The sequence below is a fragment of the Pseudomonas sp. NPDC077649 genome, from assembly GCF_044542855.1.
GTDB lineage: Bacteria > Pseudomonadota > Gammaproteobacteria > Pseudomonadales > Pseudomonadaceae > Aquipseudomonas.
The window spans coordinates 1,039,601-1,051,895 of record NZ_JBITVF010000001.1 but is presented as its reverse complement, the minus strand read 5'-3'; the positions used below and the strand labels follow the sequence as shown (position 1 = coordinate 1,051,895).

Sequence of the window (12,295 nt, the reverse complement as noted above, 5' to 3'; positions counted from 1 at the left end):
CGCGGGCTTTTTTGTGGCCTTAAGGAAATTCTGAAAAAGCCATCTATCGTCACTCCCGCGAAGGCGGGAGCCCAGGGACTACGCAGGTTCTGGATTCCCGCCTGCGCGGGAATGACGGCTATTCAGAGTTTCTTTAATAGTGCGGCGGAGGCGCCTCGTCCTCGGCGACACCCGCCTGCCCGTGCAGCTCTTCCTGACGCCGCGCCAGGGCCGCCACCTGCAGTTGCAGGCGCTCGATACGCTTGTGCTGCTCGACCAGCTCGTCGCTCAGCGCCTGAATGGTGTCGTCCTGGAAGGCCAGGCGGCTCTCCAGCTCCATGACCCGCGCCTCGAGGCTCATGCCGCCTCTCCGGCGAACTGGAAATCCTCGGTCAGCACCAGGCGCAGCTTGTCCTTGAGTTGCTGCACCTGGTCCTCGGCGTAGGGCTGCGCCGGCTGCCGCCCCCAGACGGGCGCCGGCCAGGCGGCATCCTCTCGACGCCGTACGATCACGTGCATGTGCAGCTGGCTGACCAGGTTGCCCAGGGTCGCCACGTTCATCTTGTCCGCGGCGAAGGTGTCCTTGAGCTTCTCGGCCAGCAGGGTGGTTTCCTGCCAGAGCCGGGTCTGGTCGGCGGCATCCAGCTGGAACAACTCGCTGACCTCCTCACGCCGCGGCACCAGGATGAACCAGGGGTAGTGGGCATCGTTCATCAGCAACAGACGACACAGGGGGAAGTCCCCGATCAGCAGGCAGTCCTGCTGCAAACGCGAATCCAGGACGAACATGGCGACTCTCCTCGCATCAAGCCATCAACCAAGCTTAGCGCCGGACCAGCTCGGCGCACTGGGCGCGCAGCATACGCGGCCGGCGGCGACAATTCACCCCGCCGCCACGCACCAGCGCAAGGCGGTTCGTCGCGACGCGCACCGCAGGCGTGCACCATTTTGTTTCCTACCGTAATAATCGCCGCCGCACGTTACCGCACGCGGCTTCCGATGCGGCCGCCAAGGGCCTCAAGGCGCCTCCCCCGCCTTCGCCGCAAAGCGTCGACGCGGCCACGGCGAACCCGCGGCGGAGCCGGCTCGGCCTGGACCAAAGCGCCCCTGGCAGCCGGCAAAAGCGAGCTTTTAACGCCGAACTGGGGTTTTGAGCACGACTTTTGCTATCGGTTTGGGCAATGCTCGGCACGCCGCGCAGCGGGTCAATAACAGCGGTATCCGGCACCTCAAACCGCGAAACCAGTCGGCGCCACGGGACGCAAGTGCAGAACTACAGATTTGCGACATCCTTCATAAGCCTTTGCGACACTGCTGTGAAGAAATCGCAACGAATAGATTGCAACTATCGCCAACATTGGCTGCGTGCTATAAGTTAGCGCCGACACAAAAAGAAAGAGCCGCCCATACAATAATTAGATGGGCAGCGCAACTCTTCTAAACCAAAGGAGCAATCACGATGCAAGTGATGAAGTGGAGCGTAATCGCCCTGGCAGTAGCCGCGGGTACCAGCCAACTGGCCATGGCCAGCGCACAATCCGAATCAAATGGCTTTGTCGAAGACAGCAGCCTCAATATCCTGAGCCGCAACCTGTACTTCTACCGCGACTTCCGCAACGACCCCACCCGTAATGACGATCCGCAAGAGTGGGGCCAAGGCTTTATCGCCACCTATGAATCCGGCTTCACTCAGGGCACCGTTGGTTTTGGCGTCGATGCCATCGGCCTGCTGGGCCTGAAGCTCGACAGCGGCAAGGGCCGTAGCGGTTCCGGCCTGTTCCCCACTGACTCCGACGGCCGCTCCCAGGACGACTACTCCGAAGCCGGCGGCGCCGTCAAACTGCGTCTGTCCAACACCGTAGTGAAGTATGGCGATCAATTCACCGCACTTCCGGTTCTGAGCACCGACGACAGCCGCCTGCTGCCGGAAGTTGCCGATGGCTTCCTGGTCACCAGCAACGAAATCGAAGGCCTGGAACTGCATGCCGGTCACTTCACCGCCATCAATGCTCAGAGTGAGACCAATCACGACAGCCTCGGCCTGAAGGGCGCCGATGTAGTCGGTGGTCGCTACAGCTTCACCGACAACTTCTCCGCGGCGCTGTACTACTCCGACGTAGAAGATTCCTTCGAGAAGAAGTACGGCAACCTGAACTACACCCTGGGCCTGAGCGATGACCAGTCGCTGAACTTCGACTTCAACATCTACAAGACCGACTACGACAAAGAGTACACCGACACCGGCAAAGAAGAAGACAACACCATCTGGAGTCTTGCCGCCGCGTACAACATGGGTGCTCACACCTTCACCGCGGCCTACCAGAAGTCCCATGGCGGTTTCGACGGCATTGGTTACGACTACGGCGTCGACGGCGGCGGTACCGTATGGCTGGCCAACTCCATTCAGCGATCCGACTTCAACGCCGAAGACGAGAAGTCCTGGCAACTGCGCTACGACCTGAACTTCGCCGAGTACGGCGTGCCGGGTCTGGCGTTCATGGCTCGCTATGTCAGCGGCTCCGACGCCAAAACCGCTACCACCGATGACGGTAAAGAGTGGGAACGTAACATCCAGGTGGGCTACACCATCCAGGGCGGCCCGGCCAAGGACCTCAACGTACGAGTACGCCAGGCCACCTACCGCAGCAGCGATGGCGTTTACTACGGCGCTCCGTCTAGCGACGAAGTGCGCGTAATCATCGAGTACCCGCTGAGCATCCTGTAATCTCAGGCATCAGTTACTACTCGAAATAAGAAAGGCCCGGGAAACCGGGCCTTTTCTTTTCGATACAGCGGTACATTACAACGGCAGCGCATAGGTCCCCGTTACATGCGCCACCAACTCATCCTCATTGCCCGCCGAATAGAGCGAGACCTCGCACACCGCCTGGCGGCGGCTCAGGCGCAGGATGCGCGCTTCGGCGAGCAGGTCCACCGGCCCGGGCTTGACCAGGAAGTTGATATTGAGGTTCGAGGTCACCGCCATTTCCACCCGCCCCAGGCGGCCCAGCACCATGGCGTACATGGCCGCATCGCCCAGGGCCATGATGGTCGGCCCGGACAGGGTGCCGCCCGGACGCACCAGTTTGGCCTGAAAGGGCACCCGCGCCAGCACGCTCTCGCCGTCCAGCCGGTCGATGTGCAGATCGATATCCTCGGCCATCGGCAGCCCCGCGCGAATCAGCGCCTGAACCTCCCCCGCAGTCAATCCCGCCACCTCGACCTCCCGCTTATCGCCGTCGTTGCGCAGGCACGCGGCCGGTCTGCCGGCGCCCCGTCCTGTACGCCACTGTACAGGCACCGTACAATGCCGCCCTATTCCAAGCCCTAGCAACCGACAGAACGGCCAAACATGCGTACCAGTCAGTTCCTGCTCTCGACCCTGAAAGAAACCCCCTCCGATGCCGTGGTGATCAGCCACCAGCTGATGCTGCGTGCCGGCATGATCCGCAAGCTGGCCTCCGGCCTGTACACCTGGCTGCCGATGGGCCTGCGCGTGCTGCGCAAGGTGGAGAAGGTGGTGCGCGAGGAAATGAACGCCGCCGGCGCCCTGGAAGTGCTGATGCCGGCCATCCAGCCGGCCGAGCTGTGGCAGGAGTCCGGCCGCTGGGTGCAGTACGGCCCCGAGCTGCTGCGCCTGAAGGATCGCCACGAGCGCGACTTCTGCGTCGGCCCGACCCATGAGGAAGTGATCACCGATCTGGCGCGCAACGAGCTGAACAGCTACAAGCAGCTGCCGATCAACATGTACCAGATCCAGACCAAGTTCCGCGACGAGATCCGCCCGCGCTTCGGCCTGATGCGTGGCCGCGAGTTCATCATGAAGGACGCCTACTCCTTCCATGCCGACCAGGCCTCGCTGCAGGAAACCTACGACCGCATGCACCAGGCCTACTGCAACGTGTTCAGCCGCCTGGGCCTGAATTTCCGCCCGGTGCAGGCCGACACCGGCTCCATCGGCGGCACCGGCTCCCACGAGTTCCACGTGCTGGCCGAGTCCGGTGAAGACGATATCGCCTTCAGCAACGTCTCCGACTACGCCGCCAATATCGAGAAGGCCGAGGCCATCCCGCGCGAGCAAGCGCGCGGCGCCGCCACCGAAGAGATGCGCCTGGTCGACACCCCCGACACCAAGACCATCGACGCGCTGGTGCAGGGCTTCGGCCTGGCCATCGAGAAGACCATCAAGACCCTGGTGGTGCACGCTGCCGAGGAAGGCAAACTGATCGCCCTGATCGTCCGTGGCGACCACGAGCTCAACGAGATCAAGGCCGCCAACCTGGAGCAGGTCGCCAGCCCGCTGCAGATGGCCAGCGAAGCCGAGATTCGCGCCGCCATCGGTGCCGGCCCCGGCTCGCTGGGCCCGGTCAACCTGCCGATCCCCTGCATCGTCGACCGCAGCGTGGCGCTGATGAGCGATTTCGCCTCCGGTGCCAACATCGAGGACAAGCACTACTTCGGCGTCAACTGGGAGCGCGACCTGCCGCTGCCGGCAGTGGCCGACCTGCGCAACGTGGTCGCCGGCGACCCCAGCCCGGATGGCCAGGGCACCCTGGAGATCAAGCGCGGCATCGAAGTCGGGCATATCTTCCAGCTCGGCACCAAGTACAGCGAGGCGATGAACTGCCAGGTCCTGGGCGAGAACGGCAAGCCGGTCACCCTGACCATGGGCTGCTACGGCATCGGCGTGTCGCGCGTGGTGGCCGCCGCCATCGAGCAGAACAACGACGAGCGCGGCATCCTCTGGAACGACGCCCTGGCGCCCTTCCACATCGCCCTGGTGCCGCTGCGCTACGAAACCGAGCAAGTCCGCGAGGCCACCGACAAGCTCTACGCCGAGCTGACCGCCGCCGGTTTCGAGGTGCTGCTGGACGACCGCGACAAAAAGACCAGCCCCGGCATCAAGTTCGCCGACATGGAGCTGATCGGCATTCCGCACCGCGTGGTAGTCAGCGACCGCGGCCTGGCCGACGGCAACCTGGAATACAAGAGCCGCGCCGAGACCGAAGCCCAGGCCGTGCCGCTGGCCGACATCCTGCCCTTCCTGCAAGCCCGTATCAGCCGCTGATCACGCCGCACCGAGACATCATGCACACGAGCAACAGCCTTCGCCTCATCGGCGCCGCCCTGTGCGGCGCCCTCTTCCTCAGCGGCTGCGCCAACCAGCTGCCGCAGCGCAGCGAGCACGAGGAGCGCGTCGAACGCAAACTGCTGGATCACCAGCTGCAGATCGACGTGGGCGAGCCAAAGGTATTGGAACTGCCCCAGCGCCGGGTGCGCGTGCATGATCAGAAGAACTTCGAGGTCACCGCCTTCGAGGTCACCCGCCGCTACGACCGCTACACCCCCTACCAGCCCTGGCGCGAGCTGTACGAGGTGCCGCTGGGCGCGGTGGCGGTGGTCGCCGGGATCGGCGCCAACGTGCTCAACGTGGTACTGCTAGGCAGCCTGCCGGACAGCGCGACGCGCGACTGGATCAGCTACGGCATGGCCGGGCTCAACCCCTTCATGAACGTCGAGTCCAACGGCCGCGCCGAGCAGAACCTGGCGAGCATCGAAGAGGTCCAGCAGGATCGCCGCATGGAATATTCCAGCCTGCCCTGGGCCGAGCGTCCGGTGCGGGTGTTGGCCGGCGAGCAGAGCTTCGAGCTGCTCACCGACCGCAGCGGCGTGCTGCGCCTGAACCTGCTGGACAGCCCCTTTACCGAACAGGATATCGGCCGCCTCGGCATGCTCCGGCTCAGCGTCGAGGACGACCGCGACGAGACCCGCGCCGAGGCCAGCCTGCTGGTCAGCCACACCCTGCGCGGCAAGCTGCGCGAGGCCCACGACCTGATCTTCGATGACCTCGAGGACGACGACGTGGCGCAGTGGGTGCACCGAGTCAAGCGCCTGTCCGACCTGGGCCTGGAAGAAGAAGCCAGCGAGCTGGAGCAGAGCCTGATCGAACTGACCCGCAACGACCCGGAACTGCAGGAAGCCTTCCTCAAGGCCCTGCTGGAAGACGCCGGCCGCCTGGCCGCCGATCCCGTGGTGAACTGAGGCGCCTGTGCCCCTGCCTCGACTGCTGCTAGCGGCGCTGCTGCTGGCCGTCAGTGCCGCCGAGGCCAACCTGCGCCAGGCGCCCGAGCCGGAACTGCGCGAACTGCTGCAACGCACGGTGAGCCAGGCCGACAGTTTTGCCGACCGCTTCGATGCCGAGGTCTGGCTGCTGGACATGTCCACCCGCCTGACCCGCTATATCCCCGACGACCAGCAGCGCCTGACGCTGTTGCGCCTGGTGCACGCCGAGGCGAGCAAGGCCGGGCTGCGTCCGGACCTGGTGATCGCCCTGATCCACGCCGAGAGCCACTTCGACCGTTTCGCCATTTCTTCGGTGGGCGCCCAGGGGCTGATGCAGGTGATGCCCTTCTGGAAGGCCGAACTGGGCCGGCCGCAGGACAACCTCACCGACAACGCCACCAACCTGCGTTACGGCTGCACCATCCTGGCCTACTACCTCAAGCGCGAGAACGGCAACCTCAGCCGCGCCCTGGCCCGCTACAACGGCAGCCTCGGCCAGCTGAAATACCCGGCCAAGGTCATGGGCTTCTGGTACGACTACTGGTACGTCAAGCCGTAGCCGCAGGTGGGCACGGCTGTGCGCCTTGCGCCTAGACCATCTGCAGGCCCTGCTTGCCTTGCGGCGGAGGAAAGGCCGCGTCGAGCAGGGCCAGATCGTCCTCGCTCAACACCAGCGCAGCCGCCGCGGCATTGTCGCGCAGGTGCGCGGCCTCCACGGCCTTGGGAATGGCGATCACCCCGCCCTGGCGCAGAGTCCAGGCCAGCGCCACCTGGGCCGGCGTGGCGGCATGCCGCGCGGCCACTTCGCTCAGCGCCGGCTCGCGTAACAGGGCGCCGGCCTGACTCAGCGGACAATAGGCCATCAGCGGCATGCCGGCGCGGCGCTGCCAGGGCAGCAGGTCGTACTCGATGCCGCGCGCCTCGAGGTTGTACAGCACCTGGTTGGTGGCGCAAGCCGCCTCGTCCAGCTCGACCAGGTCGTCCAGATCGAAGTTGGACACGCCCCAGGCGCCGATCTTGCCCTGCTCGCGCAGGTGCTCGAAGCCCGCCACCGTCTCCTGCAGGGGGTGCTGGCCGCGCCAGTGCAGCAGGTACAGGTCGATGCGCTCGCAACCCAGGCGCCGCAGGCTGCGTTCGCAGGCCTGTTGCACGCCCTGGCGGCTGGCATTGTGCGGATAGACCTTGCTGACCAGGAAGACCTGCTCGCGGCGCCCGACGATGGCCTCGCCGACCACCTCCTCGGCGCCGCCCTCGCCGTACATTTCCGCGGTGTCGATCAGCCGCAGACCGAGCTCGAGGCCTTCGCGCAGGGCCGCCACTTCGCGCGCCCGCTGGCGGCGGTCCTCGCCCATGTGCCAGGTACCCTGGCCGATCACCGGCACCCGGGTGCCGGCCAACTCAAGCGTACGCATCGTCACTGCTCCTCCTGTTCATGACCGCCAGGGATCATAGGTGCCAAAGCTCCACAGATGCCCTTCGATATCCAGGCAGGTGAAGCCGCGCCCACCATAGTCCTCGTCGCGCAGCTCGATGACCACCTCCACCCCGGCCGCCTGAACCCGGGCATACAGGGCATCGGCGTCCTCCACCACCAGGTACAGGCACTGGGTACAACCAGCGGCCTGGTCCGGTTGGCGCATGTGCCGGCCGTGGGGCGAGTCGGCCGGCGAGCCGAGCATCAGCATGTCGCGCCCCCGGCGCAGTTGGGCGTGGGCGATACCGCCCTGCGCGTCGGGTACCACCAGTTGCGCCTCGAAGCCAAACACCCGGCACAGCCAGTCGATTGCCGCCGGGGCATCACGGTAACGCAGGCAGGGAATCAATCGGTTACCGTCATTGCACTCTTTCATCGCACACCTCCGCATAGCCGTCGCCGCGCCATTGCAGCAGGCAGAAACCGTGGCCGAAAGGGTCGCTGAGCAACGCCAGCCGGCCCCAGGCCTGTTCGCTGATCGTGCCCTCCTGACGCGCGCCGGCAGCCAGGACCCGCGCCAGGGCGACGTCCAGGTCGTCGACGACGACATCCAGATGCAGCGGTGTCCAGTGGCGGCCATAGTCGCGCCCCGTCCTCGCCGTGGCGAAAGGCCCGCTGCCCGCCGCCTTGTGCAGCAGATAGAGCGGCACCGCGGCCCCCAGCAGCTCGACCACGCTGCCCGCGAACAACCGGCGCCCGACCCGCAGGCCCAGGCCGTGGGTATAGAAGGCCTCGGCCGCCGCCAGGTCCGGCACGTCGAGGTTCAGCAACAACTCCATGCTCAGAGCGGCTTGAGCAACAACAGCAGCGACACCGGCTGCACGCTCTCCGGGTGCAGCGGTTCCTGCAGCCACTCCAGGCGCCAGCCGGTCTCGCCGATCAGCGTCAGCCAGGACTGCAAGGTGCGGAAGAACCAGGGCATGGGGGCCTGGAAACCCTCGCCGAAACCGGCGAAGTCCTCCACCCGCCAGCCGTCGCGATAGGCCTCGCCATGGCTGGCGCGCCAGGGGTGCAGGGTCTGGATCAGCAGGCTGCCGCCCGGCGCCAGCAGCCCGTGCAGACTGTGCAGGAGCGGCTGCAGCGGCTCCTCGAGCAGGGCGAAGTTGCACACCAGCACCTCGAAACGGCCCAGCGCCTCGGCCTGGCTGTCCAGCTCGGCGTAGCCGCAGACCCGGTACTGGCTGCGTCCATCGCAGGCGGCGCGGGCCGCCTCGATCAGCGGCGCCGAAGCATCCACGCCGACCGGCTCGATGCCGTGCTCGGCCAGGCCACGGCACAACCAGCCCTCGCCGCAGCCAATATCCAGCACCCGCTTGGGCGCCAGGGCCAGCACCGCCTGGAGAATCGCCGCATCGGTGACCAGCCGCCGGCTCTCGATGCGTTGCTCGCGCACCGCGGCAGCCCAGGCATCGGCGTTGGCCTGCCAGCTCTGCTGAAGCTGTTCTCGATGATCGCGCTGCATGGCGATTTCCTGCATTTTTGCGGTGAAGTGGATTCTAGACGCTGCGCCAGCGTCTAAGCTGATATCAGGCAAACGCGGTGACCCGCCTTCTGGCGGCGCTCACCCGGGGGATTTCCGTGAGCTGACAGGCCAGGCCGGTGGATTATGGGCGCATTATGGCAATCCGATCCTCAGCAGCGCGACCTTGCGTCGGACGCTATCGCGGCGACCGATCCGACGCCGGGTCCGCCGTCGCGGCGCTGGCGCCTGCTGCCCTACCTGCTGGTACCGCTGCTGGTGCTGCTCGCCGCCGCCCTGCTCGCCTTCGAGTTGCGCAGTGCGCACTTCCAGGCCCGCGAATTGAGCCGCTACGCCGCCAGCCTGAATTATCGCGTCGAGCCCGGGCCGAGCCCGGCCATCGTCTACCCGAGCGACGGGCCGTTCGACAAGCGCCAGGGCTACGCCTACCTGCCGCTGATGCTCGAGCGCCTGCAGCAGCGCGATTTCCTGATCAGCGAGCAGGCGCGTTTTTCCCCGGCGCTGATGGCCTATAGCCGCCGCGGCTTCTTCCCGCCGTTCGTCGAGAAGAGCCAGAGCGGCCTGAGCATCGCCGACTGCCGCGGCACGCCGTTCTACCAGTTCCGCTACCCACAGCAGGGCTATGCCGACTTCGCCGCCATCCCGCCGCTGGTGGTGGGCAGCCTGCTGTTCATCGAGAACCGTCACCTGCTCGACAGTGAGCAGCCGCTGGCCAACCCGGCGGTGGACTGGCCGCGCTTCGCCATGGCGGCGCTGTCGCAGCTGGGCAAGCTGCTCGACGTGCAGGATCAGTCCGCCGGCGGCAGCACCCTGGCCACCCAACTGGAGAAATACCGCCACTCGCCCGACGGCCTGACCCTGTCGGCCGGGGAAAAGCTGCGGCAGATGATTTCCGCCAGCGTGCGCGCCTATCAGCAGGGCCCGCAGACCCTGGAGGCGCGACGGAACATCGTGCGCGACTACCTCAACAGCGTGCCGCTGTCCGCCGCGCCGGGGCACGGCGAGGTGCACGGCCTGGCCGACGGCCTGCGCATCTGGTACGGCGCCGATTTCGAGCGCAGCAACGCCCTGCTCGACCCGGCCCGTACCCCCGAGGCCAGCCTGGCCGAGCGCGGCCTGGCGCTGCGCCAGGTGCTGTCGCTGATGATCGCCCAGCGCCGCCCGTCCTATTACCTGGCCCAGGGCCGCAAGGAGATGGAGGCGCTGACCGACAGCCATATCCGCCTGCTGGCCGGCGGCGGGCTGATCGACGGCGCCCTGCGCGACGCCGCCCTGGCGCAGAAACTGCGCTACCGTGACTGGCAGCTGGAACCCAACCTGCGTCCGGTGGAGAGCGACAAGGGCATCAGCGTGGCCCGCTCGCGCCTGTCCAACCTGCTGGGCATGCCGCTGTACGACCTCGACCGCCTCGACCTGGCCGCCCGCAGCACCCTGCAGCGCGACCTGCAGCAGCAGGCCAGCGCCTACCTGCAGCGCCTGGCCGAGCCGGAGTTCGCCGGGCAGATCGGCCTGTTCGGCGAGCGCCTGCTGTCGCCGGAAAAGACCGCCGAGGTGCGCTACAGCTTCACCCTGTTCGAGCGCACCGCCACCGGCAGCCGGGTGCGGGTGCAGACCGACAGCACCGACCAGCCGTTCGACATCAACGAGGGCAGCAAGCTGGAGCTGGGCTCCACCGCCAAGCTGCGGGTGCTGGCCACCTACCTGGAGATGATCGCCGAGCTGCACCAGCGGCATGCCGGCAAGAGCGTCGAGGAGCTGCGCGCGCTGGACATAGCCCCACAGGACAACCTCAGCCGCTGGGCGATCGACTACCTGCGCGGCAACCCCGGCGCCAGTCTGCCGGCCATACTAGACGCGGCGCTGGAGCGCAAATACTCCGCCAGCCCGCACGAACGCTTCTTCACCGGCGGCGGCCTGCACACCTTCGGCAACTTCCGCCGCGAGGACAACGGCCGCATCCCGACCCTGCGCGAGTCCCTGCGCGAGTCGATCAACCTGCCGTTCATCCGCCTGATGCGCGACCTGGTGCGCTACAGCACCTACCAGAGCAGCGCCGAGCTGCTCAAGGACGACAAGGACCCGCGCCGCGAGGAATACCTGCGCAGCTTCGCCGACCGCGAGGGGCGCACCTTCCTCCTGCGCTTCTGGCGCAAGTACCAGGGCCAGGCGGAGCAGCAGCGCCTGGAAACCTTCCTCAGCGGCCTGCGGCAGACCTCGGTACGCCTGGCCGCGGTGCACCGCTACCTGATGCCGCAGGCCGACGAGGCCACCTTCGCCGCCTTCCTGCGTGCCCAGGTACCGCAGGAAAAACTGACCGACCAGCGCATCGCCCGCCTCTACCTGGACTACGGCCCCGGCGCCTACAGCCTGCCGGACCAGGGCTACATCGCCCGGGTGCACCCGCTGGAGCTGTGGCTGCTGGGCTTTCTCATCGAGAACCCCCAGGCCGGCTTCGGCGACGCCGTCGCCGCCAGCGTCGACGAGCGCCAGGAGGTCTACGGCTGGCTGTTCCGCAGCCGGCACAAGAGCGCCCGCGACAGCCGTATCCGCATCATGCTGGAGGTGGAGGCCTTCTCCGACATCCACCGGCGCTGGCAGAACCTCGGCTATCCCTTCGCCCATCTGGTGCCGTCACTGGCCACCGCCATCGGCAGCTCCGGCGACCGCCCGGCGGCGCTGGCCGAGCTGATGGGCATCATCCAGAACGACGGCATCCGCCAGCCGGTGCTGCGCATCGAGGAACTGCACTTCGCCGCCGCCACCCCCTACGAGACGCGCGTCGAGCGCAATACCCGCGGCGCCAAGCGGGTGATGTCCTCGGAAGTCGCCGCGGCGCTGCGCGGTGCGCTGTCGCAGGTGGTCGAGGGCGGCACCGCGCGGCGCCTGCAGGGCAGCTTCCTGCTGCAAGACGGGCGCAGCCTGACCCTCGGCGGCAAGACCGGCACCGGCGACAACCGCATCGAGAGCGTCGGCGCCGGTGGCCGGGTGCTCAGCTCGCGGGCGATGAACCGCACCGCCACCTTCGTGTTCTTCCTCGGCCCGCGCCACTACGGCACCCTCACCGCCTTCGTCCCCGGCCGCGAGGCGGAGAAATTCACCTTCACCTCGGCGCTGCCGGTGCAGGTGCTCAAGGGCATGGCGCCGATCCTCGCGCCCTACCTGGAGCCGGGCAGCGCCACCCTGTGCCAGGCGCCGCAGAGCGCGCCGCAGATCAGCTGGCGGTAACACCCGGTAACCAGCGCGAAGGCAACCGGGCGACGAACGAGCAGTCCATGGCTGCAGAGTCCGTTTAGCCTAGG

At 66.8% G+C, this 12,295-nt stretch carries 12 protein-coding genes; 5 read left to right on the top strand and 7 right to left on the bottom strand.

Going from position 1 to position 12,295, the window contains the following annotated elements; genetic code table 11:
• Positions 1 to 133 precede the first annotated feature (133 nt).
• A complete protein-coding gene (locus ACIGFL_RS04750) occupies positions 134 to 340 on the bottom strand; it encodes a SlyX family protein (protein WP_397496304.1) in 207 nt (68 codons plus the stop codon).
• On the bottom strand, positions 337 to 768 hold the full coding sequence (locus ACIGFL_RS04745) for an HIT domain-containing protein (protein WP_122107556.1): 432 nt from the start codon (positions 766 to 768) through the stop codon (positions 337 to 339). The genes ACIGFL_RS04750 and ACIGFL_RS04745 overlap by 4 nt, the downstream gene beginning before the upstream one ends.
• A 670-nt stretch (positions 769 to 1,438) precedes the next feature.
• Between ACIGFL_RS04745 and ACIGFL_RS04740 the strand changes: the two genes are divergently transcribed.
• The gene (locus tag ACIGFL_RS04740) at positions 1,439 to 2,704 is read left to right on the top strand and encodes an OprD family porin (protein ID WP_397496303.1); all 1,266 of its coding nucleotides are present in this window, start codon (positions 1,439 to 1,441) and stop codon (positions 2,702 to 2,704) included.
• A 75-nt stretch (positions 2,705 to 2,779) separates the two neighbouring features.
• Here the strand turns inward: ACIGFL_RS04740 and ACIGFL_RS04735 are convergent, their stop codons facing one another.
• On the bottom strand, positions 2,780 to 3,187 hold the full coding sequence (locus ACIGFL_RS04735; protein WP_397496624.1) for a PaaI family thioesterase: 408 nt from the start codon (positions 3,185 to 3,187) through the stop codon (positions 2,780 to 2,782).
• Positions 3,188 to 3,331: 144 nt separating this feature from the next.
• Between ACIGFL_RS04735 and ACIGFL_RS04730 the strand changes: the two genes are divergently transcribed.
• Genes ACIGFL_RS04730 through ACIGFL_RS04720 form a run of 3 tightly spaced genes read left to right on the top strand, consistent with a single transcriptional unit; the run spans position 3,332 to position 6,601 of the window.
• Positions 3,332 to 5,047 (top strand): proline--tRNA ligase, encoded by a 1,716-nt coding sequence (locus ACIGFL_RS04730; protein ID WP_021445051.1) that lies wholly within the window; start codon positions 3,332 to 3,334, stop codon positions 5,045 to 5,047.
• A 20-nt stretch (positions 5,048 to 5,067) separates the two neighbouring features.
• On the top strand, positions 5,068 to 6,021 hold the full coding sequence (locus ACIGFL_RS04725) for a hypothetical protein (RefSeq protein WP_397496302.1): 954 nt from the start codon (positions 5,068 to 5,070) through the stop codon (positions 6,019 to 6,021).
• Positions 6,022 to 6,028: 7 nt separating this feature from the next.
• The gene (locus ACIGFL_RS04720) at positions 6,029 to 6,601 is read left to right on the top strand and encodes a lytic transglycosylase domain-containing protein (RefSeq protein ID WP_021445053.1); all 573 of its coding nucleotides are present in this window, start codon (positions 6,029 to 6,031) and stop codon (positions 6,599 to 6,601) included.
• Between the two features lie 31 nt (positions 6,602 to 6,632).
• Here ACIGFL_RS04720 and ACIGFL_RS04715 read toward each other — a convergent pair whose 3' ends face one another.
• Genes ACIGFL_RS04715 through ACIGFL_RS04700 form a run of 4 tightly spaced genes read right to left on the bottom strand, consistent with a single transcriptional unit; the run spans position 6,633 to position 8,978 of the window.
• Positions 6,633 to 7,454: an aldo/keto reductase gene (locus ACIGFL_RS04715; RefSeq protein WP_397496301.1), complete on the bottom strand. Its 822-nt coding sequence runs from the start codon at positions 7,452 to 7,454 to the stop codon at positions 6,633 to 6,635.
• Between the two features lie 18 nt (positions 7,455 to 7,472).
• The gene (locus ACIGFL_RS04710; RefSeq protein WP_397496300.1) at positions 7,473 to 7,892 is read right to left on the bottom strand and encodes a VOC family protein; all 420 of its coding nucleotides are present in this window, start codon (positions 7,890 to 7,892) and stop codon (positions 7,473 to 7,475) included.
• Positions 7,876 to 8,295, bottom strand: coding sequence for a VOC family protein (locus ACIGFL_RS04705; RefSeq protein WP_122107563.1), 420 nt, complete (start codon positions 8,293 to 8,295; stop codon positions 7,876 to 7,878). Before ACIGFL_RS04705 ends, ACIGFL_RS04710 begins: the two co-directional genes overlap by 17 nt.
• 2 nt (positions 8,296 to 8,297) lie before the next feature.
• Entirely contained in the window at positions 8,298 to 8,978 is a 681-nt protein-coding gene (locus tag ACIGFL_RS04700; RefSeq protein WP_031303464.1) for a bifunctional 2-polyprenyl-6-hydroxyphenol methylase/3-demethylubiquinol 3-O-methyltransferase UbiG, read from the bottom strand.
• A gap of 144 nt (positions 8,979 to 9,122) precedes the next feature.
• On the opposite strand from ACIGFL_RS04700, the gene ACIGFL_RS04695 reads away from it, so the two are divergent.
• A complete protein-coding gene (locus ACIGFL_RS04695) occupies positions 9,123 to 12,221 on the top strand; it encodes a transglycosylase domain-containing protein (protein WP_397496299.1) in 3,099 nt (1,032 codons plus the stop codon).
• The last annotated feature ends 74 nt before the right edge of the window (positions 12,222 to 12,295 follow it).